General features: G+C 71.6%; 20 protein-coding genes and 1 pseudogene. 11 read left to right on the plus strand and 10 right to left on the minus strand.

The annotated features are described in order from the left end of the window. Positions 1 to 75: 75 nt before the first annotated feature. Positions 76 to 3171 carry a hypothetical protein gene (locus ABD327_RS26290; protein WP_344453817.1) on the plus strand — a complete coding sequence of 1032 codons (3096 nt, stop codon included), beginning with the start codon at positions 76 to 78 and terminating at the stop codon, positions 3169 to 3171. A gap of 29 nt (positions 3172 to 3200) precedes the next feature. Beyond that, a complete protein-coding gene (locus ABD327_RS26295) occupies positions 3201 to 3683 on the plus strand; it encodes a hypothetical protein (protein ID WP_344453820.1) in 483 nt (160 codons plus the stop codon). Between the two features lie 184 nt (positions 3684 to 3867). Here ABD327_RS26295 and ABD327_RS26300 read toward each other — a convergent pair whose 3' ends face one another. From ABD327_RS26300 to ABD327_RS26335, 8 genes are all read right to left on the minus strand, one after another. Next, positions 3868 to 5058: a lipid-transfer protein gene (locus ABD327_RS26300; RefSeq protein WP_344453822.1), complete on the minus strand. Its 1191-nt coding sequence runs from the start codon at positions 5056 to 5058 to the stop codon at positions 3868 to 3870. Beyond that, positions 5055 to 5492 carry a Zn-ribbon domain-containing OB-fold protein gene (locus ABD327_RS26305; protein WP_344453824.1) on the minus strand — a complete coding sequence of 146 codons (438 nt, stop codon included), beginning with the start codon at positions 5490 to 5492 and terminating at the stop codon, positions 5055 to 5057. The genes ABD327_RS26300 and ABD327_RS26305 overlap by 4 nt, the downstream gene beginning before the upstream one ends. A gap of 99 nt (positions 5493 to 5591) precedes the next feature. Further along, positions 5592 to 6056: a MarR family winged helix-turn-helix transcriptional regulator gene (locus tag ABD327_RS26310; protein ID WP_344453826.1), complete on the minus strand. Its 465-nt coding sequence runs from the start codon at positions 6054 to 6056 to the stop codon at positions 5592 to 5594. A gap of 84 nt (positions 6057 to 6140) precedes the next feature. Further along, positions 6141 to 7709 (minus strand): acyl-CoA synthetase, encoded by a 1569-nt coding sequence (locus ABD327_RS26315; protein WP_344453828.1) that lies wholly within the window; start codon positions 7707 to 7709, stop codon positions 6141 to 6143. Next, positions 7706 to 8863 (minus strand): thiolase domain-containing protein, encoded by a 1158-nt coding sequence (locus ABD327_RS26320; RefSeq protein ID WP_344453830.1) that lies wholly within the window; start codon positions 8861 to 8863, stop codon positions 7706 to 7708. Before ABD327_RS26320 ends, ABD327_RS26315 begins: the two co-directional genes overlap by 4 nt. 2 nt (positions 8864 to 8865) lie before the next feature. Further along, positions 8866 to 9909 carry a thiolase domain-containing protein gene (locus tag ABD327_RS26325; protein ID WP_344453832.1) on the minus strand — a complete coding sequence of 348 codons (1044 nt, stop codon included), beginning with the start codon at positions 9907 to 9909 and terminating at the stop codon, positions 8866 to 8868. Further along, positions 9906 to 10838 (minus strand): Zn-ribbon domain-containing OB-fold protein, encoded by a 933-nt coding sequence (locus ABD327_RS26330; protein WP_344453834.1) that lies wholly within the window; start codon positions 10836 to 10838, stop codon positions 9906 to 9908. Before ABD327_RS26330 ends, ABD327_RS26325 begins: the two co-directional genes overlap by 4 nt. A 15-nt stretch (positions 10839 to 10853) precedes the next feature. After that, positions 10854 to 12419, minus strand: coding sequence for an acyl-CoA synthetase (locus ABD327_RS26335; protein WP_344453836.1), 1566 nt, complete (start codon positions 12417 to 12419; stop codon positions 10854 to 10856). A gap of 165 nt (positions 12420 to 12584) precedes the next feature. On the opposite strand from ABD327_RS26335, the gene ABD327_RS26340 reads away from it, so the two are divergent. From ABD327_RS26340 to ABD327_RS26360, 5 genes are all read left to right on the plus strand, one after another. Further along, entirely contained in the window at positions 12585 to 13397 is an 813-nt protein-coding gene (locus tag ABD327_RS26340; protein ID WP_344453839.1) for a crotonase/enoyl-CoA hydratase family protein, read from the plus strand. Between the two features lie 182 nt (positions 13398 to 13579). After that, complete coding sequence (locus ABD327_RS26345) at positions 13580 to 13873, plus strand: hypothetical protein (RefSeq protein WP_344453841.1); 294 nt, start codon at positions 13580 to 13582, stop codon at positions 13871 to 13873. A gap of 205 nt (positions 13874 to 14078) precedes the next feature. Beyond that, the gene (locus ABD327_RS26350; protein ID WP_344453843.1) at positions 14079 to 14546 is read left to right on the plus strand and encodes a DoxX family protein; all 468 of its coding nucleotides are present in this window, start codon (positions 14079 to 14081) and stop codon (positions 14544 to 14546) included. A 153-nt stretch (positions 14547 to 14699) separates the two neighbouring features. Beyond that, positions 14700 to 15581: an esterase/lipase family protein gene (locus ABD327_RS26355; protein ID WP_344453845.1), complete on the plus strand. Its 882-nt coding sequence runs from the start codon at positions 14700 to 14702 to the stop codon at positions 15579 to 15581. Positions 15582 to 15739: 158 nt separating this feature from the next. After that, on the plus strand, positions 15740 to 16609 hold the full coding sequence (locus tag ABD327_RS26360) for an esterase/lipase family protein (protein ID WP_344453847.1): 870 nt from the start codon (positions 15740 to 15742) through the stop codon (positions 16607 to 16609). A 95-nt stretch (positions 16610 to 16704) separates the two neighbouring features. Here ABD327_RS26360 and ABD327_RS26365 read toward each other — a convergent pair whose 3' ends face one another. Both ABD327_RS26365 and pgfA read right to left on the minus strand, forming a co-directional pair. Beyond that, complete coding sequence (locus tag ABD327_RS26365) at positions 16705 to 17817, minus strand: NAD(P)H-dependent flavin oxidoreductase (RefSeq protein ID WP_344453849.1); 1113 nt, start codon at positions 17815 to 17817, stop codon at positions 16705 to 16707. Between the two features lie 42 nt (positions 17818 to 17859). Next, positions 17860 to 18882 (minus strand): cell envelope lipid trafficking protein PgfA, encoded by a 1023-nt coding sequence (gene pgfA / locus ABD327_RS26370; protein ID WP_344453851.1) that lies wholly within the window; start codon positions 18880 to 18882, stop codon positions 17860 to 17862. Positions 18883 to 19050: 168 nt separating this feature from the next. Here pgfA and ABD327_RS26375 point away from each other — a divergent pair, with 168 nt between their 5' ends. The 4 genes and pseudogenes from ABD327_RS26375 to ABD327_RS26390 all read left to right on the plus strand — a co-directional run. After that, positions 19051 to 20631: an MmpA family trehalose lipid delivery protein gene (locus tag ABD327_RS26375; RefSeq protein ID WP_486303503.1), complete on the plus strand. Its 1581-nt coding sequence runs from the start codon at positions 19051 to 19053 to the stop codon at positions 20629 to 20631. A 56-nt stretch (positions 20632 to 20687) separates the two neighbouring features. Continuing rightward, on the plus strand, positions 20688 to 20816 hold the full coding sequence (locus tag ABD327_RS26380; RefSeq protein ID WP_344453856.1) for a hypothetical protein: 129 nt from the start codon (positions 20688 to 20690) through the stop codon (positions 20814 to 20816). Positions 20817 to 20850: 34 nt separating this feature from the next. Further along, positions 20851 to 21999, plus strand: coding sequence for a glycosyltransferase family 4 protein (locus tag ABD327_RS26385; protein ID WP_344453858.1), 1149 nt, complete (start codon positions 20851 to 20853; stop codon positions 21997 to 21999). Then, positions 21989 to 24043, plus strand: a pseudogene (locus ABD327_RS26390) (alpha-(1->3)-arabinofuranosyltransferase domain-containing protein); the annotation flags it as partial. The gene ABD327_RS26385 and the pseudogene ABD327_RS26390, both read left to right, overlap by 11 nt. Positions 24044 to 25789: the final 1746 nt, after the last annotated feature.

Consider the following 25789-nt stretch of genomic DNA (forward strand, 5'->3'; position numbering starts at 1 on the left):
AGTCTGATTGGTTGAGCACGCGGCGCCCGAACACCCGGGCCGCCCCGGACACCGAGGTCACCGAAGGGGGCGCGGGTGGGCGACGAGCTGAAGGCCGGAGAGATCGAGGCCGAGGCGGAGGAGCTGCTGCGCTTCCTCCGGGACGTCGCCCGGTCCCGGCGCGTCGCCATGCCCGACCTCGCCGCGCACGACCAGGTGCACTGGCTCTCGGAACTGCCCGCGGACGTCCGGCTGCACCCCGACGCGGGCCCCGGGGAGGTGCTCTTCGGGCTGCCGCCGATCCCGATGGAGGCGCCCGACTCGGTGGCCGACGCGGCCGGCTTCGACACCTGGCTCGGCCTGCGCCGCTGGTACCGCACGCTGCGCGGGCTGGCCGAGGCGCTCGAGTCCCCGCACGGCCCGCACGGCCGGGAGCTCGTCCTGGCCACCGGCCTGCTCACCTGGACGGACGACGCCGGAGACGACCCGGTCCAGGTGCGCAACCACCTGCTGGCCACCCCGGTGCGCGTCGAGACCGACACCCGCACCGGACGGATCGACGTGGTGATCGGGGAGGGCCACGCGGTCCTCCAGGACGTCGACGTCCTCGGCGAGGTCCCCGCCTTCCAGCCCGCGCGGACCGACTGGCTGCGCGAGGCCGTCCGGGCCGGGCAGGGCGCCGCGCTCCACGCCTCCGTCTCCGACGTCCTGCGCAAGTGGGGGTCGTCCGCCTTCACCGAGCCCGTCCCCTTCCGCGAGGACTGGGCCGACGAGGGCGGCCCCGGCACCCGCGTCAGGCTCGCGCCCGCGCTGGTCCTGCGCCCCCGTTCCGGCTCCGCCCTGGTGGAGCGGCTGGAGGCCATGCTCGCCGGGCTGCAGAGCCACCCGCTGCCCGCCGGGATGGCCCGCTTCCTCGACCCCGGCCCGCAGGACCGGCTGGCGCACCTGCCGGACCGCTCCTCCGCGGGCGGGCTGCTCACCGCCCTGCTCGCCCGGGGCCAGCGCGTCCTGGTCACCACCACGCGGCCCCGGGATCTGCGCGACTCCCTGCCCGCCGAGCTGGCCGGGCTGGCCGTCACGTTCACCGGCGGCCGTTCCGACCTGGCCGAGCGCACCCGCGAGCTGGACGGTCGCCTCGCCTCCCACGACCCCGGGCGCTACGACCGGGCGCTGGCCGAGCACCAGGCCAGGGCCGTCGCCCTCGACCGCGAGACCACCGAACTGCAGGCCCGGCTCGCCGCCTTCCAGCAGGCCGAGCGGATCGACCTCGCCTTCGGCTACTCCGGCACCCGCGAGGAGCTGGAGGCCATGCTGTCCCCCGGCTTCCCCTGGCTGCCGGTGCTCCCCGGCCTGCCCGCCGAGCCCCCGCTCACCCCCGCGGAGGCCGCCGAGCTCACCGAGCTGCTGGCCACCCGCACCCCCGCCCGCGAGGCCAGGGTCCGCCAGCGCCTCCCCGACCCGGCCGCGCTGCCCGCGCCCGGCCGGGTGCGGCTGCTGGTGGCGATGGCCCAGGTGCCCGCGCAGGAGCCGGGCGACCTAGCCCAGCGGCTCTCCGACCGCGAACCCGAGGTCCTGCAGCGGCTCGAGGAGTACGCGGGGGTCGTCCAGCGCGCCATGGACGACCTCGGCATCGACTGGGGCAGCGGCGACTGGACCGCCCGCGCCCTGCGCGAGGGACTGGCGGGGCCCGCCCCGCTGTGGGAGTACCTGGGCGACCTGGCGGGCCGGGCCGCCACCGCCGACCGGGCGCTGCGCGCGGTCGGCGGCCACTGGGTGGTGCTGCCGCCCGGCGCCGAGGGCGAGCTCATCGAGACGGCGCTGGAGCTGCGCCGCTACCTGGCCTCCGGGGGCGCGCTGAAGCGCGGCCCGCTCAAACCGGCGGTGCAGAAGCGCGCCGAGCTCCTCCTGGAGGAGACGACCGTGGACGGCGGCCCGCCCCGGACCCCCGAACGCCTGGACGTGGTCATCGCCGCGCTGGAGAGCCGGCAGGCGGTGGCCGAGCTGGCCGAGGCGTGGCGGTCGGTCGGGGTGGAGCTCGCCGACAGCCAGGCGCTCGACGGACTGGTCGCCCAGCTGTCGGTGCTGTACTCCAGGCTCGGCCAGGTCAGGACGGCGCTGCGGGCCGTCACCGAGACCAACCGGCTGCTGCGCCGCATCGGCCTGCACCTCTCGCTGCAGACCCCCGCCGCGTGGCGCGCCTACCGGCAGGCGCTGGAGCTCGTCCGGGTCCGGCAGCGGGCCTCGACGGCCTGGACGGCGCTGGCGTCCCTGCGCCAGGGGCTGGAGCTGGAGCTGGCCAAGGGGCAGGCCCCGCCGGAGCTGCAGGCCGCATCCGCCGCCCTGACCGCCCGCGACCTGCCCGCCTACGAGAGGTGCCTGGCCGACCTCGACCGCGTCCGCAGGGAGCAGGCGGCGGAGCTGCGCTGCGTGGAGCTGCTGGAGCGGCTGCGCGAGGTCCACCCCGACCTGGCCCGGCGGCCGACGCTGGTGCCCGAGGAGTGGGAGCGCGCGTGGCGCTGGGCGCACGTGTCGTCCCAGCTGCTGGAGCACCCGCGCACCCGCGAGGACCTGGACCTGACCGAGTCGCTGGAGCGGACCCGCGAGCAGGCCCGCGAGGCCGGCACCACCCTGTCCTACGCCCAGGCGTGGGGGTGGGTGCTGGCCCGGCCGGACGCCCCGCCGCCCCTGTGGATCATGCCGTCCGCGGAGGTCGTCTCCGCGCTGCCCGCGGCCCCCGACTCCTTCGACGTCGTGCTGGTCGACCAGGCGGACGAGGGCGTCGAGTCGCTCCTGCTGCTGTGGCACGCCGCCCAGGTGATGTTCCTCGGCGAGGGCGGGCAGGTGCCCGCCGACCGCGCGCTCACCCCCGAGTCGACGCTCTTCGGCGCGCTCGCCGCCCGGTTCCCGGTGCTGGAGCTGGGCTCGGACGGCGGGCGACGGCTTCCCTCCCCGCCTCCCGAGGGTCCCGTGGCCCGCTCCGGCGACGAGCCCCTCGACCTCACGCCGGGCCGCTCCATCGTCGCCTACCGGCGGGCTGAGCTGATCGAGGTCGTGCGCAGGGCCGCCGCCGACACCACCCTCACCGACGAGCAGCTCGTCGCCCGCGCGCGGGAGATGCTGGACTGCCCGGAGGACGAGCACCTCATCGTCGAGGCGCGCCTCCGCTACGCCGTCCAGTCGCTCCGCGAGTGACCGGGCCGAGGACGCGGAACGGAGTGCGCATGGCACGCAGGCCCAAGCCGCCGCCGGGTCAGACCTCGCCTCTGGCGTGGACCGCCCGCGACCCCCGCGGCCTCCTCGTCGCCTTCCTGGGCTCCCTGCTGCTGTCCATCGGGCTGTTCAGCCTGGCCGACGGCGGTTTCTCCTGGGCCGCCGAACCCCTGCTGTGGATCGCCCCCGCCGTCCTGTCCGCGCTGTTCGCCCTGTTCGTCTGGGCCCGCACCCCCGTCATGGCCGCGGGCTCCGACTGGTTCCGCTACGGCGCCTCCTGGGTGAGGACGGACAGGCTCCGCCACATCCGCCTGAACACCGCCTCCCGCCGCCCCGCCCTCCGCCTGGAGGACTCCGCGGGCCGCGACCTGGAACTCGACGTCACCCGCCTGGCCGCCCACCGCGACCTGAACGACCTGCTGCTGGCCACCCTCCGCCGCACCACGGCCGACCTCGACCTCGACCCCCGCACCCGCGAGTTCCTCGGAAGCTGACCGCCGCGCGGCCGGCTCCCCTGCCTGAAAGGGTCCGCCCGCTCCGCGCTCCCGGAGAAGGCCGCGCCTGGAAACGGCAGGCGTGCGGGAACGACGTCGCCCCCGGTACGGCGGCCGCGAACTCGCGGGCGATGCCGTACCGGGGGCGGAGCGCGCCTGCAGGGAGTACTGCGCGCCGGACGGGCTAGCGGGTGACGACCGTGGCGCTGCCGTGGCCGAAGAGACCCTGGTTGACGGCGATGCCGACGCGGGCGCCCTCGACCTGGCGGCCTTCGGCCTGGCCGCGCAGCTGCCAGGTGAGCTCGCACAGCTGGGCGATGGCCTGCGCGGGGATCGCCTCGCCGAAGCTGGCCAGGCCGCCGGACGGGTTGACCGGGATGCGGCCGCCGATCGACGTCTCGCCAGCGCGCAGCAGGGACTCGGCGCTGCCGGGCTCGCACAGGCCGATGTCCTCCATCCAGTCGAGCTCCAGCGCGGTGGACAGGTCGTAGACCTCCGCCGCGGAGACGTCCTCGGGGCCGACTCCCGCCTCCTCGTAGGCCTTGTGGGCCAGCGCGGCGCGGAAGGGGCGCTCGGGCACCTGGACGGTCATCGCCGAGTCCGTGGCGAAGTCCGGCAGGTCCAGGACCGTCTTGGGGAAGGTCGGGGTGACCGTGGACAGGCCGGAGATGCGGACCGACTCCAGGCCGCGCGAGCGCGCGAACTCCATGGAGGTCAGGACGAGCGCCGCGCCGCCGTCGCTGGTGGCGCAGATGTCCAGCAGGCGCAGCGGGTCGGCCACGACGGCGGACTCCAGCACCTGCTCGACCGCGACCTCCTTGCGGTAGCGGGCGTTGGGGTTGTTCAGCCCGTGCCTGGAGTTCTTCACCTTGACCTGGGCGAAGTCCTCGGACGTCGAGCCGTACAGGGCCATGCGGCGGCGGGCGGCCAGCGCGAAGTACATGGGGTTGGTCGCGCCCAGGAGGCGGAACCGCAGCCAGTCCGGGTCGTCGGGGCGGTCGCCGCCGACGGGGGCGAAGAAGCCCTTGGGCGCGGCGTCCGCGCCCACGACGAGCGCGACGTCGCACAGTCCGGAGAGGATCTGGGCGCGGGCGTTGGCGATCGCCTGGGCGCCGGACGCGCAGGCGGCGTAGCAGGACGAGACCTGCGCGCCGGACCAGCCGAGCGCCTGCGCGAACGTCGCGCCGGCGATGAAGCCGGGGTAGCCGTTGCGGATGGTGTCCGCGCCCGCCACGTACTGCACGTCCTGCCAGGACAGGCCGGCGTCGGCGAGCGCCGACCGCGCGGCGGCCAGCCCGTACTCGATGAAGCTGCGTCCCCACTTGCCCCACGGGTGCATGCCCGCGCCGAGGATCGCGATCTCCTTGCCGCTCATGAGACGGGCCTCCACATCCACACCGCGTACTCGGCCTCGTCGTCCTCGTACAGCGTCCCCAGGGTGAGCTCGACCTCCTGGCCGACGGCCAGGTCGTCCACGGTCACGCCCGGGACGACCTGCCCGAGGATCACGATCTTCTCTACGTCCAGCTCGACCGCCGCCAGCACGTACGGCCGGAACGGTTCGGGCGAGATGTAGGGCGGGGGCGGCTTGTACCGCGAGTCGGCGTAGGACCAGACCCGTCCCCGGGTGGAGAAGGTGTACTCCTCCAGCTCCGACCCGTCCTTGGGCCCCGCGCACCCGGGGTTCCGGCAGGCCAGCGTGTTCTTGGGGAAGTACGGCGTGCCGCACTCCCCGCAACGCGTCCCGATCAGCGCCACCGGGTCGGTGGTGAACCACCCCTCGATGGCGAGCCTGCGTTCCTTGAGCACGCTACCTCCCGAAAACCGACCTAACGATCGTTAGAAAGTAGCGCGCGGAGACACTCCCGCGCCGCTCCAGGTCCCGCTGACCGGCACACGGGCCCGCGATCACGGCAGGGCGCGCAGATCCGCCAGGATGCTCGGAACGTTCTCGTGCACGTCGTCGAAGAACCGGATCAGCACCTGCCGCTCCTCCTCGGTGTAGCCCGACAGCCGCTCCCAGGCGGCCTCGTTGACCGGGAGGAACTGCCTCAGCAGCGCCTCGGCCTTCTCCTCCACCACCTCCACCAGCACCCGGCGGCGGTCGGCGGCGTCCCTGACCCGGCGGACCATGCCCGCCTTCTCCAGCCTGTCGATCAGGGCGGTGATCGACCCGCCGGTGGTGAGGCTCATGGCCTCCGCCAGCCGGCCGGGCGTCATCATCCCGTGCACCTGCAACAGGTTGAGCGCCTGGGCGTCCGAGGCGTTGAGTCCCGCCTTGGCCGCTCCCGCGTTGTGCAGCGTCACCGCCCAGATGGCGTGGCGCCGCACCTTCTCCTGGAGTTCCTGCTCTGACTTTGATTCGCTAGACAAAACGACTCTTTCCCTGCTCCCGATGGCAATGAGACTAGCCGCCTCCGGGAGCAGGGGACCCCGCCGGGTCTGTCAATCGTCTGATCAGGCCTGTTCGGCGACCTCTTTCGCCCACCGGTAGTCGGCCTTCCCCGCGGGGGAACGGCGCATCTCCGGAACGAAGGCGTAGGTGCGCGGCACCTTGTAGCCCGACAGCTCCCTGCGGCAGTGGGCGTCCAGCTCCTCGGAGGTGGCTCCCCCCTCCCGCAGCTGGACCACGGCCGCGACCCGGGAGCCGAACCGCTCGTCGGCGATGCCGGTGACCACCGCGTCGAAGACCGCCGGGTGGCCCTTCAGGACCGCCTCGATCTCCTCCGGGTAGACCTTCTCCCCGCCGGTGTTGATCGCCTGCGAGCCGCGGCCGAACACCGCGATCGTCCCGTCCTTCTCGACGGTGGCGATGTCGCCGGTGAGCAGCCAGCGCCGGCCGTCGACCACCGGGAACGTCTTGGCGGTCTTGTCCGGATCGTTGTAGTAGGCACGCGCGATGAAGCCGGTGCGGGCGAGCTGGCCGAGCACGCCCGAGCCCGGTTCGACCGGCCGCAGCGACTCGTCCAGCACCGCGACGTCCGGGACGTCGGAGGCGAAGCGCAGCCCCTTCTCGGGTGACGAGCCGGGCATGGCCTGGGCCGTCGAGCCGGACTCGGTGGAGCCGAACCGGTCGAGGATCATCACGTTCGGCAGCAGCGAGGCGATCCGGTCCCGGACGGTGCCGGTGAGGATCGCGCCCGTGGAGACGAACGCGTACAGGCTCGACAGGTCGTAGTCGCCGCCCTCCAGCGCGTCGGCCAGCGGGATGGCCATCGCGTCGCCCGTGACGGTGAGCGAGTTCACCTTCTCCCGCCCGATCGTCCGCCAGATGGTGTCGGCGTCGAACTTGCGGACGTACACCATGGTCGCGCCCATCCACCAGGCGATCCACGTGTTCATCTGGGCGGCGCCGTGCATGAGCGGGGCCACCGACATCATCGTCAGGAGACCGCTGGAGGCGGCGTGGTCGATCCAGCCCTGCGGGGTCTCCGGCGGCGGGTAGGTGGGGTTGGCGAAGGAGAAGAGCATGTCCTTCACCCCCCACACCACCCCCTTGGGCATGCCGGTGGTGCCGCCGGTGTAGATGATGTAGTGGTCGTCCTCGCTGCGCGGCTCGAAACCGCGGGTCTCCGGCTGCCCGGAGACGAGGACCTCGTACTCGTGCGCCTCCGGGACGGTCGTCTGCCCTCCGACGGCGACCAGCAGCCGCAGCCCGGGGAAGTCCGGCGCGACGGCGGCGACCCGGTCGTCGAACTCCGTGTCGTAGAACAGCGCCACGATCTCGGAGTTGCCGTACAGGTAGGTCAGTTCGGCCTCGACGTACCGGTAGTTGACGTTGATCGGCACCGCGCGGATCTTGAACGTGGCCAGGAGCGCGGTCGCGTACTCGATGCCGTTGTACAGCTGCATCCCCACGTGCTGTCCGGCCCGGACGCCCTGCGCCAGCAGGGCGTGGGCGAGCCGGTTGGCCCGCCGGTCCAGCTCGGCGTAGGTGAGGTGCTCCTCCCCGCAGACCAGCGCGAGGCGGTCGGGGATGACGTCGGCGATCCCCTCGAACAGGTCGGCGTGGTTGAAGACGGTCAAGGCTTCTCACTCCCTACGATCCACATCGCGAAGAACTGAGCGCCTCCCCCGTAGGCGTGGCCGAGGGCGCGGCGCGCGCCCTCGATCTGGTGCTCGCCCGCCAGGCCCCGCACCTGCAGGGCCGCCTCGGCGAAGCGGATCATGCCCGACGCGCCGATCGGGTTGGACGACAGCACGCCGCCGGACGGGTTCCACGGCATGTCGCCGTCGAACGCGGTCACGCCGGACTCGGTGAGCTTCCAGCCCTCGCCCTCGCCGCAGAACCCCAGGTTCTCCAGCCACATCGGCTCGTACCAGGAGAACGGGACGTACACCTCGGCGACGTCGAGCTCCCGGCGCGGGTCGGCGATGCCGGCCTGCCGGTAGACGTCCGCGGCGCAGTCCTTGCCGCCCTGCGGGCTCACGGTGTCGCGACCGGCGAAGAAGATCGGCTCCGAGCGCATCGCCGTCCCGTGGACCCAGGCCGGCTTGTTCGGGGCCTTCTTGGCCGCGTCCTCGCTCGCCATGATCATCGCGACCGCGCCGTCCGAGGACGGGCAGGTCTCCAGGTAGCGGATCGGCTCCCAGAGCATCGGCGTCATCTCCACGATCTCGCGGGAGATGCCGGGGATCTTCAGGTGCGCGTAGGGGTTCTTGAGCGCGTTCTCCCGGTCCTTGACCGCGACCAGCATCCCGATGTGGTCGGGGGCGCCGGAGCGGCGCATGTAGGCGCGGATGTGCGGGGCGAAGTAGCCGCCCGCGCCGACCACCAGGGAGGCGTTGTGCGGCTTGTTCACCGTCAGCGCCCAGGTGGCGTTGGACTCCGACTGCTTCTCCCAGGCGACGGTCAGCACCCGCTGGTGCACCCCCGACTGGATCATGCTGGCCGCGACGATGGCGGTGGAGCCGCCGACGGAGCCCGCGGTGTGCACGCGCATCATCGGCTTGCCGGTCGCGCCCAGGGCGTCGGCGAGGTACGCCTCCGGCATGGGGACGCCCTCGAACATGTCGGGCGCCTTGCCGATGACGACGGCGTCGATGTCGGCCCAGGTCAGCTGGGCGTCGTCGAGCGCGCGCCCGGCGGCCTCGCGCAGCAGGCCCGCGATCGAGACGTCGAGCCGCTTGGTGGTGTAGTGGGTCTGGCCGATCCCGATGACGGCACAGGGGTTGCCCATGGTCAGGCCTCCAGGACGGCGACGAGGTTCTGCTGCAGACAGGGGCCGCTGGTGGCGTGGCCCAGCGTGCGCCGGGCCTCGCCGCGGTGGATGCGGGCGGCGGCCTCGCCGATGCGGATCAGGCCCGTGGCCATCACCGGGTTGGCCGACAGGGGCCCGCCGGACGGGTTGACCTTCACGTCGTCGCCGAGGTTCAGCGCCTCGCGGAGGATCAGCTCCTCGTGGCTGAACTGCGTGTGCAGTTCGGCGACCTCGACGTTCACGGCGCCCGCTTTCTCACCCGCGATCCGCGCGGACGGCGAGACCGACAGGTCCCGCACACCCGGGGAGTGGGCGTCGGCGCGGTGGTCGATGCCGCGGATCCAGGCGGGCTTCAGCCCGGTCCGCTCGCTGATCTCCCTGACCTTGTCGCCCGTCGCGAGGACGACGACGGCGGCGCCGTCGGCCTGCGGGGCGACGTCGTGGACCTTCAGCGGGGCGACGTCGTAGGGGGCGTCGTCCGCCGGGGCGTCCAGGTGCAGGGCGAAGGGGTTCTCCCGCCCGGCGGCGCGGGAGCGGGCGGCGATCGCGGTGAGGTCGCCCTCCTTCGCGCCGGAGCGGGCCAGGTACGCCTGGGCCTGCAGGGCGGCCAGCGACACCTGGTCGACGCCGAGCGGGGCCAGGTAGTACGGGTCGAGCTGGAGGCCGAGGACCTGGCGCACACTCGTCTGGGAGGGCTTGCCGAAGCCGTAGACCAGGGCGGTCTCCACCTCGTCGCTGTACTGCATCTTCACCCACGCCTCGTACAGCGCCCAGGCGCCGTCCATCTCGACGTGGCTCTCGGAGATCGGCGGCCACGCGCCCACGGCGTCCAGCGCGGAGACGAAGGAGAACGGCGAGCCGAGCAGGTAGTCGCACGAGCCCGAGCAGGTGAAGTCGAACCGGCTGATCCCCACCTGCTCCTTGATCTCGCTGATCACCGGCAGCAGCAGCTCCGTCTCGTTCAGCCCCTCGTCCTCGGCGGTGTGCCGGGTCTGAGAGAACGCGACGATCGCGACATCTTTCACAGGTACTCCTCGATCGTCTCGAAGGCGACGTCGGGCTCGCCGGTCGGCTCGAACCAGCGGATGTTGGTCAGGGTCGGCCCCCACTCCTCGCGGGGCTTCCAGGCGGCCTTGACCCGCATGCCCATCCGGACCTGGTCGGCGGGAATGCCGGCGACCAGGGCGAGCATCGTGATGTCCGCGCCGTCCAGCAGGATGTAGGCGGAGACGAACGGCACCTCGGGCGCGCGGGGGTCGGGCAGGTTGTTGACCGCGAAGGTGGTGACGACGCCGGTGTCGGCGACCTCGACCTCCTCGGTCGTGGGCACGCCGTCCTTGGCGCACAGGCCCGCCATCGGGACGATGACCTTGCCGCACACGTCGCAGCGGTGGCCGAGGAGCCTTCCCTCGGCGACGCCCTCGAAGAAGCGGTCCAGCGCCTTGCCGGGCCGGAGGTCGTACTCCAGCCGGGTCGGGGAGTTGATCATGCTGACCTCGGGGCGGAACGCCTTGATGTCGGAGATCTCGCCCTTGGGGTCTCCCCGGAACTCGGCGCGGACCCGCAGGCCCGTCTTGAGGCGCTTGGGCTGCTTGGCCCCCCGCTCGAACTCCCCCACGTCCAGGACGTGCAGGATCGCGGTGTCCGCGCCGTCGGGCCTGATCAGCGCCCAGGCGAAGGGACGGTCCAGCGGGTGGGAGGACAGGGGCTCCGGCACCCAGGAGAAGGACTCCACGGTGCCGACCGGGCCGACCTCGACGAACTCGCCGGTGACGTCCTCACCGGTGTCGGGGTCGTACTCCAGCGGCGGGAAGAGCACCCGCCCGGCGCGGGTCCGCACCCCGACCAGGCGGCCGTCCCGCAGGTCGGAGAGGAAGCGGCCGATGACCGGGCCGACCGAGCGGGTGTACCCGCCCGGGAACTCGAGGACGTGATTGGGTGACGACTGGGACAACTTCTGACTCCTGCCTCAGATCGCGGTGGTGCGGTCGGCCCAGTAAGGGTCGCGGAGCTTGCGCTTGAGGAGCTTGCCGTTGGGTTCGCGCGGCAGCGCCTCGGTGTAGTCGATGGTCCGCGGCCACTTCATCTTGGCCAGGCGGGGCTTGAGGAACTCGAACAGCTCCTCGGTGAGGGCCTCTCCCGCCTCGACGCCCGCGGCGGGCTCGATGACGGCCTTGATCTCCTCGCCCCACTCGTCGTTGGGGATGCCGAAGACCGCGACGTCCGCGACCTTCGGGTGCAGGATGATCTCGTTCTCGATCTCGGCGGGGTAGATGTTCGCGCCGCCGGAGATGATCATGTCCGACTTGCGGTCGGACAGGAACAGGAAGCCGTCCTCGGTGAGGTAGCCGACGTCCCCGAGCGTGAAGAAGTCGCGCAGGCGGGACTCGGCCGTCTTCGCCTTGTCGCCCTTGTACTCGAAGTCGGCGCCCGCCATCTTCATGTAGATGGTGCCGGCGGTGCCCGCCGGGAGCTCGTTCCCGTCGTCGTCCACGACGATGACCTCGGAGATCGGCCAGGCGTTGCCGACGGTGCCCGGGTGCGCCAGCCAGTCCTCGGGCGAGGCGATGGTGCCGCCGCCCTCGGTCGCCGCGTAGTACTCCCAGATGCACGATCCCCACCAGTCGAGCATCTGGTGCTTGATCGGGACGGGGCAGGGCGCGGCCGCGTGGATCGCCCACTTCATCGAGGAGACGTCGTACTTCGTCCGGGTCGCCTCGGGCAGGGACAGCAGCCGCTTGAAGTGCGTGGGCACCATGTGGGTGTTGGTGACCTTGTACTTCTCGATCAGCCGGAGGGTGTCCTCGGCCTCCCACTTGTCCATGTAGACGAGGGTGTGGCCCATCTGCAGGGCGGTGCCGCCGAACTGCGTCACGGCCGTGTGGTAGTTCGGCGAAGTGATCAGGTGCGCCTGGGGCTCGCCGGTGACGGCGGCGCCCGGCGGGATGCCGAACAGGCTCAGCAGGAACGTCATGAACTCGGCGCTGTCGTCGGGGTCGATGCCGTAGAGCGCGCGGCGGACGCCCTTGGGGCGGCCGGTCGTCCCGGACGTGTAGTGCATCGTCGCGCCGTTGCTGCGGTCCTCGGGCTTGGTGTCGGGGTGCCCCGCGAGAAGTTCCTCGACCGGGGTGAAGCCCTCGACGGCGCCGAAGGCGAACCTCCGAGACGCCTCCACGCCCGCCTCGTCGGCGCCCTTGACGCCGGCGTCCGCGTGCCGCTCGTGCACGAAGAAGGCCTTGGCCTCGGAGTCGGCCACGATGTAGCCGATCTCGGGGCCGGTCAGGTGCCAGTTGATCGGGGTGTAGTACCAGCCGGCCTGCAGGGCGGCGAGGTAGAGCACCAGACCGTCGACGCCGTTGGGGACCAGCCCGCAGATGCCGTCGTTCTTCTCCAGGCCCAGCCCGCGGAGCGCGTGGACGAGCCGGTTCGACCGGCTCAGCAGCTCCCCTGCGGTGTACTCCGTGCCGTCGGGGTCGACGGCCGCGATCCAGTTCGGATCCTGCTCCGCGAGACGCCAGAAGCCCAGGGTGCCCATGAAGCACCTCCCTTGCACTCGGGGGTGGATAAGCGTGAGACTCGAGTCCAGAACCGCAGTAGATCACGTTCTAGTTTGAGTCGGCAAGGGTCGGTTTTACTCTTGTTGTGCAGGTGATCTACTAACTAGAATCCGTTCTCATTCTGGACTCTGTGGAGGCACCCGATGCCGGAAGTTCTGCCGATCAGCACGGCGCACTGCACCGTCGAGCAAGACGGCCATGTGGTCATCGTGACGATGAACCGCCCGGAAGCCAAGAACGCGTTGAGCACGGACATGCTCGTGGGCATGGCGGAGGCCTTCGCCTACATCAGCTCCGAGCCGTCGGTACGCGTGGGCATCCTGACGGGCGCGGGCGGCGACTTCTGCTCCGGCGCGGACCTGAAGGCGATGAGCAGGCCGTCCGACGACGAGCGGGTGCGGCAGCGGGCCTCGGAGATCGAGAACTACCACTGGAAGGGCCTGCTGCGCGAGGCCGTGCCGACCAAGCCGATCATCTGCGCCATCGAGGGCTACGCGGTGGCGGGCGGCACCGAACTGCTGATGGGCACCGACCTGCGCGTGGTCGCCGAATCGGCCACCCTCGGCCTGTTCGAGGCCAGGCGCGGCCTGTTCCCCATGGGCGGCAGCGTCCTGCGCCTGCCCCGCCAGATCGGCTACGCCGCCGCGATGGACATCCTGTTGACGGCCCGTTCGGTCACCCCCCAGGAGGCCCTGTCCATCGGCCTGATCAACAGGATCGTCCCCGACGGCGAAGCCCTGAAGGCCGCCCGCGAACTGGCCGACCAGATCGCCGCCAGCGCGCCACTGTCCGTCCAGGCCATCCTGCGCACCCACCGCGAGACCTTCCACCTCCCCGAGGAGGAGGCCCTGGCCGTCTCCGACTCCATCGGCTGGGAGGTCATGGCCTCCGAGGACGCCAAGGAGGGCGCCCTCGCCTTCCGCGAGAAGCGCGACGCGAACTTCCAGGGGAAGTAGCGGCTCCGGCGGGGAGGGCTCCGCGGCCAGCCCCCTCCCCGCCGGGACCTGTGGCCCTAACCACAAAAGGGTTCGAAACCGCTACCTTTAAATTGGCCTAATGCGGCCAATTTCGGCTTTTCTGCTGTCGCCACGCCGCCACCGGGCAGAGACCTGGCATGTCTACTACCTGGAGAGAGCGCGTGGTACTGCACCGTAACCCCGTCACCACTGTCATCAACGTGATCACGTCGATCGTCGTCGGCGTCATCGTTCTCGGAATCGTGCTGATCTGGGCCGACGCCAACCGCGGCAACGTCCTGGTCGACCTGATCCTGGACTTCGCGAGCTGGCTGACCACCCCCTTCCACGGCATGTTCACCCCCGACAACGGCGAACTCGCCGTCCTCTTCAACTGGGGCCTCGCCGCCCTCGTCTACTGGGGCATCGGCTCCCTCCTGGCCTACGCCACCCGCCGCCGCGCCGTTGTCGCCTGACCGTTCCCCCGCGGGGAACCAGGCAGTCCACGACCCGTCGAGAAGGGCGCCGGCGACACGGCCGGCGCCCGGAAGGCCTCCGGTGTCGGGCACTGGTCCCCATTCTTCGGCTTAGCCGAGTTTTCGCTTTTAGCGACATATCCGCTGGTCCCCCGCGCTCCGGCTTTGCCGGGAGATAAGGGCCCGGTGATTACGCTCGATGGACATGGACTTCGGTTTGCTGCTGCTGCGGCTGTTCTTCGGGCTGGCGATCGCCTCGCACGGAGCGCAGAAACTGTTCGGCTGGTTCGGCGGGTTCGGCATCGAGGCCACCGGGATGGCCTTCGCCAAGCTGGGCTACGAGCCCGGGCAGCTCTTCGCCGTCATCGCGGGCCTCAGCGAGTTCGTCGGGGGCCTGCTGCTGGCCCTGGGCCTGTTCACCCCGCTGGGCGCCGCCATGGTGATGGGCGTGATGCTCAACGCGATCTACGTGGACTGGGAGAAGGGCTTCTACATGGCCACCGAGAAACCCATGCTCTTCGGCTTCGCCGCCCTGGCCCTCGCCTTCACCGGACCGGGCCGCTACAGCCTCGACCACGGCCGCAAATGGGAGCCCCAGGGCATCGGCTGGGGGTTCTCCGCCCTCGCCCTGGCCGTCATCGCGGCCCTGATCACCCTCCTCATCCGCCAGTAGGGCTCCCCCCCGCACCGGGGCGAAAGGCCGCGGCCGCTTCCGGCAGCGGAGATTTCGCGGCACGCCCTAGGAAAGTAAGCAGTTACGTACTTATCCTCTCGGGACCCATGGACGCACCGTCGAAAACGGTGCTGGGGACCCGGGAGGCCACCCTTGCGCACCCTCTCCCGCGCACTCCTCACTCTCCTCGCCCTCCTCACGACCACCGTCCTCACGGCGACGGCCCTCGCCGGAACCGCCCACGCCGCGCCCTCCGACGCCGAGCTGATCGCGGCGGCCAAGAAGTACGCCGCGGCCGGCGTCAGCGGCGCCAACGACTGGAACTGCAAGCCCACCCCGCAACGGCCGCGCCCGGTCGTGCTGGTGCACGGCACCGGCGGCATCGGATGGGCCAACTGGATCTACCTGTCCCAGGCCGTCGCCTCGCGTGGTTACTGCGTGTTCGCCCTGGAATACGGGTACCTGTCCGGCAACCCGTTCCCCGGCATGGCACACATCGAGCAGTCCGCCCCGCAGCTGGCCACGTTCGTCGACGGTGTGCTCGCCGCGACCGGCGCGGACAAGGTCGACCTCGTCGGCCACAGCCAGGGGGGCATGATGCCCCGCTACTACCTCCGCTTCCTCGGCGGCACCGCCAAGGTCGACGACATGGTCGGCATCGCGCCGTCCAACCACGGCACCAGGTACGGCACCTGGGTCCCCGAGTTCGGCTTCCAGATCTGCAACGCCTGCGAGGACCAGACCCCCGGATCCGCGCTGCTCACCAAGCTCAACGCCGACCGCGAGACCGAGCCCGGCGTCGACTACACCACCATCATCACCAGGTACGACGAGCTGGTGGTCCCCTGGCAGGGCCAGAAGCTGTCCGGCCCCGCCGCCCGGCTCACCAACGTCGTCCTCCAGGACGCCTGCCCCGCCCACCTCTCGGGGCACGCGCTGATCGTCGCCAACGGCCTCACGCTCCAGTGGGTCGACCACGCACTCACCCGCCAGGGCCCCGCCGACCCCGCCTTCCGGCCCAGGTGCCTCGCCTGAGCATCTTCCGAGCCTGCGGCCCCGGTTCTCCTTCGACGACCGGGGCCGCGGGCGTGTCACGCCGAGCGCCTCTAGCCAAGTAAGCGATTGCTGACATAGGCTCCCCGACGGTATTGGACGCGCCGTCGAAAACGGTGCGACGGATCTCGGAGAGACCCTTGCGCGCTGCCGTCAATGTTCTTCTCACGCTCGTCACCGCCGCCGCCCTGGGCGGGGCGGCCTTCACCGGGACCGCGCACGCGACACCGTCCAAGGCCGAGCTGATCGCCGCGGCCAAGAAGTACGAGGCGCCGGGCGTCCGGGGCGCCAACGACTGGAACTGCAAGCCGAGCCCGCAGCGGCCGCGCCCGCTGGTGCTGGTGCACGGGACGGTCGGGATCGGGTGGGCCAACTGGATCTACCTGTCCCAGGCCCTCGCCTCACAGGGGTACTGCGTCTTCGCCCTCGAATACGGGCACCGCCCCGGCAACCCGTTCCCCGGCATGGCGCACATCGAGCAGTCGGCCCCGCAGCTGGCCACGTTCGTCGACGGCGTCCTGGCCGCGACCGGCACCGAGAAGGTCGACCTCGTCGGCCACAGCCAGGGCGGCATGATGCCCCGCTACTACATCCGCTTCCTCGGCGGCGCCGCCAAGGTGAACGACATGGTCGGCATCGCGCCGTCCAACCACGGCACCTGGCACGGCACCTGGTTCCCCGAGATCGGCTTCCAGATCTGCAACGCCTGCATCGACCAGACCCCCGGATCCGCGCTGCTCACCAAGCTCAACGCCGACCGCGAGGTCGAACCCGGCGTCGACTACACCACGATCGTCACCCGGTACGACGAGTTCGTCGTCCCCTGGCAGGGCCAGCAGCTGAGCGGCCCCGCCCACCAGCTCACCAACGTCGTCCTCCAGGACGCCTGCCCGTCCCACTTCTCAGAGCACGCCCTGATCGTCGCCAGCGACCTGACCGTCCAGTGGGTCGACCACGCCCTCACCCGCGAAGGCCCCGCCGACCCCGCCTTCAAGCCGAACTGCGGCTGACCCGGCCCGCGCGTCCCGGGCTCCGGTCACCCGGACGACGGAAGAAGTCCCCGGCCTTCGGGCCGGGGACTTCTTCCGTTCACGAGAACCGGAGGTCAGTCCGCGTTGGTGATGGTGTTGAGGCGCTCGATGGCCTCGATGTACTCCTCCATGAGGTCGTAGACGACCTGGGCGGCCGGCTTGACCTGGTTCATGGAGCCGACGATCTGGCCCACCGGGAAGGTGACCAGTTCGCCGTCGCCCGAGCGGCCGATGCGCTTGAGGGCGTCGGAGATCAGCATGAACTGCATGGGCATCGGCAGGTAGCCGGGGGACTTCTCCGACTCCCAGGCCTCCGTCCACGCGGTCTTGAGGAAGCGGGCGGGCTTGCCCGTCCAGGCGCGGGAGCGCACCGTGTCGCGGCTGGTGGCGGCCAGCAGCTTGGGCACCGCCTGCTCGGGGGTGTCGGCCTCCTCGACGGTCAGCCAGATGCTGCCCGTCCAGGCTCCCTCGGCGCCCAGGGCCATGCCCGCGGCGACCTGGCGGCCCCGGCCGATGCCGCCCGCGGCCAGGACGATGGTGTCCTCGCCGACCGCGTCGACCACGTCCGGGATGAGGACCATGGTGGAGACCTCGCCGGTGTGACCGCCGGCCTCGGTGCCCTGGGCGACGATGATGTCGACGCCCACGGCCTCCTGCTTGAGGGCGTGGTGGGCGCTGGAGGCGAGCCCCGCGACCTTCACGCCGTGCTCGTGGGCCAGCTCCACCACGTCCGCCGGCGGCGGGCCGAGGGCGTTGGCCAGCAGCGCGATCGGGTGCTTGAGCGCCACCTCCACCTGCGGCCGCGCCGTCTGGTCCGTCCAGCCCAGCAGCACCCTGTCGGCGCTCTCCGTGGACGGCTCGACGCCGTGCTCGGCCAGCAGGCCCTCGAGGAAGTCCTTGTGCTGCTGGGGGATCATGGACTGGAGCTTGCCCAGTAGTTCCTCGGCGTCGCCCAGGTCCGCGCCCTCGTACTTGGCCGGCATCACGACGTCCACACCGTACGGCTTGCCGCCGACGTGCTCGTCGATCCATTTGAGCTCGAGCTCGAGCTCCTCCGGCGTGAAGTACAGCGCACCCAGGACGCCCATGCCGCCTGCGCGGCTCACCGCCACGACGACGTCGCGGCAGTGACTGAAGGCGAAGATCGGGTACTCAATACCGAACATTTCGGTTACACGTGTCCGCACCCCCGCACTGTAAGCCGCGCGGGGGTGAAACTGCAACAGGTTCTATTTGTGTTTCACTGCTCCGGCCAGCGGATCACGGGAACCAACCGGAACCTGTTCTACTTTCTGGCCGGAGCTGGACCGCCGTCCCCGCCCGGCCGGCCTGGTCCCGCTGACGAGGCTGAGCACCCCGCCCCCGGCCAGCAGGACGAGTCCCGCGGCCAGGGCGATCGCCGGCAGCGTGGTCCGCACCAGGTCGATCTTCCCGGCGTACTCCTCGGACATCTTCGCCAGGTCCTTCACGTCCTCGTCCTGGAGCACCAGATCGGCCAGCACGAAGGCGCCCTCGTCGCCCTTCTCGGTGCGCAGGGTGGAGTTGACGTTCTGCTGGATCTTGATCGGCATCCCGGTGCGGGGGTCGATCCACAGGGTGTTCTTCGCCTCGTAGTAGCGGTCGATCTTCACCGGCTTGGCGGTCTCGGGCAGGCCCACGACGGTCGGCGCGACCGTCTTCTTCGAACGGCCCACCATCGTCGGCTCGACGTGCTGCTCGAACCGGTAGGCGGCGATCCCCTCGACCTCCTCGACCCCCGAGAACCGGGCCGGCCAGGTCCGGCCGGTGACCAGGTCGAAGAGCTGGTAGGTCTCCTTGTGGACGTTGCCGACCGGCAGCATCATCCAGTACCCCGACTGGACCACCTCGGTGTCGCGGTCGACGTTCGAGTCCGCGGCGTTGCGCAGCATGCCCGTCCGGCGGTCGAAGGCCAGGCGGAACTCGTTCAGGGAGATCGCGTGCTCGCCCGAGTACAGCTGGAGGATCCCGTTCAGGACCATGAGCTCGTCGGTGCCCGACTTGACGTCGCCGCCGACGTTCAGGCGCGCCTCCAGCTCCTTGCCGGAGACCACCTTCCCGGTCAGGTTCTTGGACGCGTCGAAGTAGGACGCCTCGGATGCCTTCAGCGTGAGGTTCTTGCCGAAGTCCAGGGGCGCCGCGATCACCCGGTCCGCTATGTAGAAGCGGGTCAGGGGCGCCATCGCGAGAAAGAACGCACCCAGCATCACGAGCAGGAAGCCGCCGCGTTTCATGACTTCAGTACCTCCGGAGAAACCCTTAGAAGGCCCGACTTGCGACCTCTGCCCGTACTCGCGCGTAACCATACCGGAGTGGCGTTTCCGTAGGCTTTTGTCGAGCAGGCTGATACCAGGCCGTAGTCTCTGGCCACGAAACGGCACCCCCGAGACCGGAGACCAGCCCTGACGGCACGTCGGTTCCTTCCCGCGCTCACCGGGCTCGGCCTGGGCCTGCTGATCCTGGGCCCGGCGCTGCGTCCGGGCTTCGTCCTGAGCTACGACATGGTGTTCGTCCCCGACCCGGCGCGCACCGAGGCGATGTTCGGCGGCACCGCGGGCTTCCCCCGGCAGGTGCCCAGCGACGCGTTCGCCGCCGCGCTGTCCTTCCTCCCCTGGTCCCAGCAGCTGATCCTGCTGTCCGTCTTCGTCCTGGCGGCCTCGGGCATGGGCCGGCTCGTACCGGGCGGGACGGCGGCGAAGACCGCGGCCGTCGTCCTCTACCTGTGGAACCCCTACGTCGGCGAACGCCTCCTGCTGGGCCACTGGGCCCTGCTGCTCGGCTACGCCGGTCTCCCCTGGGTTCTCGACGCCGTCCTGCGGCGGCGCGCCCTCGGCCTCGCCGCGGCCCTCGTCCCCGCCGCCGTCGGCGGTTTCGCGGCCATGAACATCACGGCCCTCGTCCTGGCGGGCGGCCTGGCCGCCACCAGAGGCAAGGACTTCCTCCGCGTCCTGCTCACCTTCCTGGCGATGGCGCTCCCCTGGCTGGTCCCGGCCCTTCTCAACGCCTCCGGCACCCGTACCGACCCCCTGGGCGTCGACCTCTTCGCCGCCCGCGCCGACACCCCCTTCGGGGCCTTCGGCAGCCTCCTCTCCCTGGGCGGCATCTGGAACGCCGAGGCCGTTCCTCCCGGGCTCTCGCCCTTCCTTCCCGCCCTCCTCCGGCTCCTCCTCTCCCTGGCCGCGCTCGCCGCCCTGCTGGCCCACCGCTCCTCCCCCCTGTCCCGTGCGGCCCTCTTCTCCGCGGCCCTGGGCCTCACCCTGGCCTCCCTCGGCATCACCGCGCCCGGTCGCGCCGCCCTCCGCGCCCTCGTCGACCTCTGGCCCGCCTTCGGCGTCCTGCGCGACGCGCAGCTCTACGTCGCGCCCCTCGCCCTGGCCGTGGCCCTCGGCCTCGCCCGGCTCGCCACCCGCCCTTCAGAAGCCGGGGAGGAGGACGAGACCGACGCGCCCCGGCCGGCGGCGCGGATCGCGCGGGAGGTGAGGGGGTGGCGCGGCGGCTGGATCGCGGTGGTGCCGCTGATGGTGCTGCCCACGCTGGCGTGGGGCGTCTCCGGACGGCTGGAGGCCGTGCGGTACCCGGTGGAGTGGCGGACGGCGCAGCAGATGATCAATGCGGATCCGGTGGAGGGGAAGGTCCTGTCGCTGCCCTGGGGCGCCTACCGGCGGCCCGCGTGGAACGGAGGGCGAGCCGTCCTGGATCCCTGGCCCCGGATGACGGGACGTCGGGTCGTCTGGAACGACGGGCTGCAGGTCGGCGGGCGGGCGCTGGAGCAGGAGGACCCCCAGGCGGTGGCCGCCGACCGGCTGCTCTCCGCGGGCGGCGGCACCGGTGATCTCGCGGGTCCGCTGATGGAGGCGGGTTTCCGCTATGTGGTGATCAGCAGGGATGCATCCGAGGAATCTTGGAAAACTCGCCTGAGAAACGCCGAAATTGCATTGGAAGGGCCGACCCTGCTCGTCTATCTGCTGGACCGGTCTGGCTGATTTGGTACAAATAGCTCTACTCTTAACCCTCCCGGACGAACCGAGAAAGGCTGACGATGCGCATCCTGTTCGCGATCATCGCCGGAGTGCTGCTGGCCACCGCCTCGTCCGTCGCGGTCGTCAGCGCCTCCACCGGCAAGCCCGCCCCCAAGCCCAACGCGATCTACCAGTACGGGGGGCGCTAGCAGCGCCGCCGATGTGACACGGACAACGGGGACGGTGGGGGAGGCGGAGCGCCTGCGCGGCGACGGAGCCGGTCCCCTGCGGGTCGCGATGATCAACTGGCGCGACCCCTGGCAGTGCACCGCCGGAGGCGCCGAGCTCTACGCCTGGCAGATCAGCGAGCAGCTGCGCCTGCGCGGCGCGCGCGTCACCTTCGTGACCAGCCGCGAGTCCGGGCAGGCCCGCCGCGAGCTGCGTTCGGGCATCGAGATCGTCCGGATGGGCGGGGTCTACTCGCGCTACCCGCTGGTGCTGGGCTGGCTGCTGCGGCACCGGAACTCCTTCGACGTGGCGATCGACTGCATGAACGGGGTCCCGTTCTTCTCGCCGCTGGCCCTGGCCCGGCGCACCAAGATCATTCTTCTGGTGCACCACGTGCACGACAGGCAGTTCTTCGTCTACTTCGGACGGTTCATGGCCACCGTGGGACGGTTCCTCGAAGGACCGGTCGCACGGCGGCTGTACCGGGACCGGCCGACCGTCGCGGTCTCCCCGTCCACCGCGCGCGAACTGCGCGACCGGCTCGGCTGGAGCGGACCGGTCCACATCGTGCCGAACGGCGCACCCCCGCCCCGCCCCCGGCCCGGCGCGGCCGCCGACGGCTCCCCCTCCATCGTCTGCGTGGGACGGCTGGTCGCCCACAAGCGCCTCGACCTGCTGGTTTCCATGACCGGCCGGCTGCGCGAGGAGCTGCCGGGCGTCCGCCTGCACATCGTCGGCCGCGGCGAGCAGCACGGGGCGCTCGCCGCCCAGATCCGCGACCTCGGCCTGGACGAGCACGTCGAACTGCACGGGTTCCTCTCCGAGGACGCCAAGGACGAGCTCCTCGCCGGCTCGGACCTGCACATCTCCGCCTCCCGCTACGAGGGGTGGGGCCTGTCGGTGATCGAGGCGGCCGCCCTCGGCGTCCCCACCGTCGCCTACGACGTCAACGGCCTGCGCGACGCCATCCGCGACGGCGAGACCGGCTGGCTCGCCCTCCCCGGCGAGGACCTCGCCGACACCGTCCGCCGCGCCCTCAAGGAACTCGCCGACCGCCGCCCCGAGATCCGGGCCGCCTGCACCGCCTGGGCCGCCACCTTCACCTGGGAATCCAGCGGCGACCGCATGCACCGCCTCATCCGGGACGACCTGGATGCCTTCTGACCTCCGCCCCGCCCGCACGCCCCCGGACACCCGGGCCCGGGACAGGGCGCGGATCCTGGTGTCCCTGCTGGTGCTGCAGACCCTGGCGTTCACCGCCGCGCCCGGGCGGATCCTGCCGGACACCAAGCTGGACATGGCGCTGAACCCCTCGGGGTTCCTGTCCAGAGCGCTGCACATGTGGGACCCGGCGGTCTCGCTGGGCCAGGTCCAGAACCAGGCCTACGGCTACTTCTTCCCGATGGGCCCGTTCTACCTGCTCGGGGACCTCCTGCACGTGCCCCCGTGGATCACCCAGCGGCTCTGGCTCGGGCTGGTGCTGTGCACCGCGTTCCTCGGCGTCGTCAAGCTCGCCAAAGCCTTGGGCATGGGCTCTCCCTCCACGCGGCTGCTCGCCGGGTTCGCCTACGCGCTCGCGCCCCGCGCCCAGGTGCTGCTCGGCACGAACTCCTCGGAGTTCTGGCCCACGGCCGTCCTGCCCTGGATGCTGCTGCCGCTGGTCACCGTCCGCTCCCCGAGGCGGGCCGCGGCGCTGTCCGCCCTGGCCGTGGTGGCCTGCGGCGGGATCAACGCCACCGCCGAGCTGGCCGTCCTCGTGGTCCCGCTGCTCTACCTGCTGTGGCACCGCGGGCGGCTGCTGGGGTGGTGGTTCCCGCTGGTCGCCGCGGCGTCCTTCTGGTGGCTGGCCCCCACCTACCTGATGGGCCGCCACATCTTCGAGTTCCTCCCCTACACCGAGACCGCGGCGACCACCACGTCGATCACCTCGCCGGTCAACGTGCTGCGCGGCACCTCCCAGTGGACCGCCTTCCTCCCCACCTGGTTCAACCCGTGGTGGCCCGCGGGCAACGTCCTGGCCTACTCCACCTGGCTGATCCTCGCCACCGCCCTCGTCGCCGGGCTGGGACTGCTCGGCATCCGCCGTTCCCCCCACCGGCCCTTCCTCGCCACCACGCTCCTCCTCGGCCTGGCCGTCATCGTCACCGGCCACTCCGGGACCTTCCTGGCCGACCATTTCCGCGACCTCCTCGACGGCCCCCTCGCCGCCTTCCGCAACCTCCACAAATTCGACGCGCTCCTCCGCCTGCCCCTCTCCCTCGGCCTGGCCTGCCTCCTCCCTGTCGCCGCCCGGTACCGGGTGTACGGCTGGAAGGCCCCCGGATGGTTCTCCGCGTCGCGGCGCAAGGCGCTGGACCTCGCCGGAGAAAGGCGGACCGCCGCCGGGCTCCGCGCGGTGGAGAGGGCGCGGCGGTTCGGAGCCGCCCGGACACTCGCGGTGGTGATGGTCGGACTGACGGCCGTGCCCGCCGTGACGCCCGGCCTCGGTATACCGAACGCGCCCAAGGGCGTCCCGCGGTACATGCAGGACGCCACGGGCTGGCTCGACGAGCGGCTGGGGCAGCGGGACGGAGCCGTGCTGTCGCTGCCGGGGCAGCAGTTCGGGCAGTACGTGTACGGGCAGATGATGGACGATCCGCTGCAGTCCCTGTTCCAGGGCCGCTGGGCCGGGCGGATGGTCACGCCCGGCGGCTCGGCTGGGCTGGCCCGGCTGATGGAGGCGGTCGACGAGCGGTTCGCCGACGGCCTGGGCTCACCCGGCCTCGCCGCCGTCCTGTCCCGGATGGGGGTCCGCTACCTGCTGATCCGCAACGACGCGGACCGGAACGTGCTCAAGGGGGCCTGGCCGGCCAGGTTGCACGACGCGCTGGCCGCGATGCCGGAGATCCGGCGGGTGGCGGCCTTCGGTGATCCGGTGGGGGCCAAGTTCACCGACGCCACCGGCTCCGTGGACCAGGAGTACGAACCCGTCGAGATCTACGAGGTGCCCCGGACCGAGACGGTGGCCTCGGTCGCGGAGCAGGAGCCGCTGCGGGTCGGCGGCGGTCCGGAGGCGCTGATCGCGCTGGCCGACCTGGGCCTCCTCGACGGTGGGAGGCCCGTGCTGCTCAACGACGGGGACCCCGACGTCGCGACCGACACCCTGCGCAGGCGGGAGGTCTCCTTCTCGAACCTGCGCGGCGGTTCCTCACCCACGCTGGAAGCGGACCAGGAGTACACGGGCGACGCCGCGGTCAAGGACTTCACCGAGGACGGGTGGGAGGCGTACCGGTCCGTCGCCGAGCTGTCGGGGATCAAGGGGGTCACCGCCTCCTCCAGCGCCGCCGACATCACCTCCGCGCCGGACAACGGCTCGCTCGCCCGGCATCCGTTCGCCGCCCTCGACGGAGATTCCGACACCTACTGGGCCTCCTCCGGCTGGTCGGGCGCCTCCGGGGAGTGGCTCGAGGTGGAGTTCGCCGAGGCCAGGGACCCGAAGAGGATCCAGGTCGCCTTCGGCCGAGGGGACTTCCTCGGCCCGGCCGTCACCGAGGTGGAGGTCTCGACCGCCGCCGGACGGCTCGTCCAACGGGTCCGCGACACCAGCGCGGCGCAGCCCCTCGACGTCCCCGCCGGAGCGACGACCCGGCTCCGGATCAAGGTCACCGGAACCGCCGCCACCTCCGAGGTCACCCTCGGCACCCGGGTGGCGATCAGCGAACTGGCCGTCCCGGGGGTCACCCCGCGCCGGGCCGTCTCGGTGCCCGGCAGCGCCGGAACCCAGGTGTTCACCGGCCTCAACGGCTACTCCCCCGCCTGCATGCGCGGCTCGAAGAGCTGGGTGTGCTCGCCCTACCTGGCCGCCGAGAGCGAGGAGGGGAGCTCCTTCCACCGCACCTTCACCTCTCCCGGCGGTCCCGTCCGGCTGAGCGGCACCACGATCGTCGCCGACGGCGAGACGGTCTCCGGCCACACCGGCGCGGAGGGGATCACCGCCTCCTCCCTGCTGGTGGAGCACCCCGCGGCCCTTCCCCGCTCGGCCTTCGACGGCGACCGCGCCACCGTCTGGATCAGCTCGATGGACGAGGAGGAGCCCACCCTCACCCGCGAACTGGGCGCCGCCCGCACCGTCTCCAGGCTGGTCTTCCGCTTCCCCGCCAAACGCGGCGTCACCCGCGTCACCGTCTCCGGCGACCGGGGCCAGACCCGGGAGGGCCTCATCAACGAGAAGGGCGTCTTCACCTTCGCCCCGCTGAAGACGAAGACCCTCACCATCGGGTTCCCCTTCGCCAAGGCCGTCCAGGTCTCCGAGGTCGAGATCCCAGGCGTCCCGGTGCTCCGGCTCACCGGCCCCGTCCCCTCTTCCTGCGGTACCGGCCCCTCCTTCACCCTCGGCTCCGCCGAGATCGAGACCCGCCTCGTCGGCGCCACCCGATCCGATCTCCTGGCGGGTCGTCCCGTCCGCTACGAGTCCTGCCGGGCGGTCTCCTCCCCCGCCGGCCGCCAGACCCTCAGTTCCACCAACGCCTCTTTCCTGATCTCCACCGCCGCCCTCCGTCCCGCCCCTTCGGCCGTCCCGGCGAAGACGGTGGCGCAGGACGGGGGCACCACCATCACCCGATGGGATGCCGCCGAACGGCGTGTGGACGTGCGCCCATCCGGTTCCGGCACCGCGTCCTACCTGGTGGTGGCGGAGAACTTCAACGAGGGCTGGACCGCCGCCTTGGGTGGAAAGCGCCTCAAGGCGGTGCGGCTCGACGGGTGGAAGCAGGCCTGGGAGCTTCCCGCCGGGGCTTCGGGGACGGTGCGGCTGCTCTACGAACCGGACCGGACCTACCGCCTGTGCCTCCTGGTGGGGCTGGTGCTGGTCCTCCTCGTCGTGGTGCTCGCCGCCGTCCCGGGCACCGGGCCGACCCCGGCACGCCCCACCGGACGCGGCGCGCGCCTCCGCTGGGCCGTCCCGCTCCTCGGGCTG

The sequence above is a fragment of the Actinocorallia aurantiaca genome, assembly GCF_039533685.1.
Lineage (GTDB): Bacteria > Actinomycetota > Actinomycetes > Streptosporangiales > Streptosporangiaceae > Actinocorallia > Actinocorallia aurantiaca.

Coding starts and splice junctions, on each gene's coding strand:
- ABD327_RS26335 (WP_344453836.1), bottom strand. CDS start 12,419: ATGGGCACCCTGGGCTTCTGGCGTCTCGCGGAGCAGGATCCGAACTGG.
- ABD327_RS26295 (WP_344453820.1), top strand. CDS start 3,201: ATGGCACGCAGGCCCAAGCCGCCGCCGGGTCAGACCTCGCCTCTGGCG.
- pgfA (WP_344453851.1), bottom strand. CDS start 18,882: ATGAAACGCGGCGGCTTCCTGCTCGTGATGCTGGGTGCGTTCTTTCTC.
- ABD327_RS26380 (WP_344453856.1), top strand. CDS start 20,688: ATGCGCATCCTGTTCGCGATCATCGCCGGAGTGCTGCTGGCCACCGCC.
- ABD327_RS26320 (WP_344453830.1), bottom strand. CDS start 8,863: ATGGGCAACCCCTGTGCCGTCATCGGGATCGGCCAGACCCACTACACC.
- ABD327_RS26340 (WP_344453839.1), top strand. CDS start 12,585: ATGCCGGAAGTTCTGCCGATCAGCACGGCGCACTGCACCGTCGAGCAA.
- ABD327_RS26350 (WP_344453843.1), top strand. CDS start 14,079: ATGGACTTCGGTTTGCTGCTGCTGCGGCTGTTCTTCGGGCTGGCGATC.
- ABD327_RS26300 (WP_344453822.1), bottom strand. CDS start 5,058: ATGAGCGGCAAGGAGATCGCGATCCTCGGCGCGGGCATGCACCCGTGG.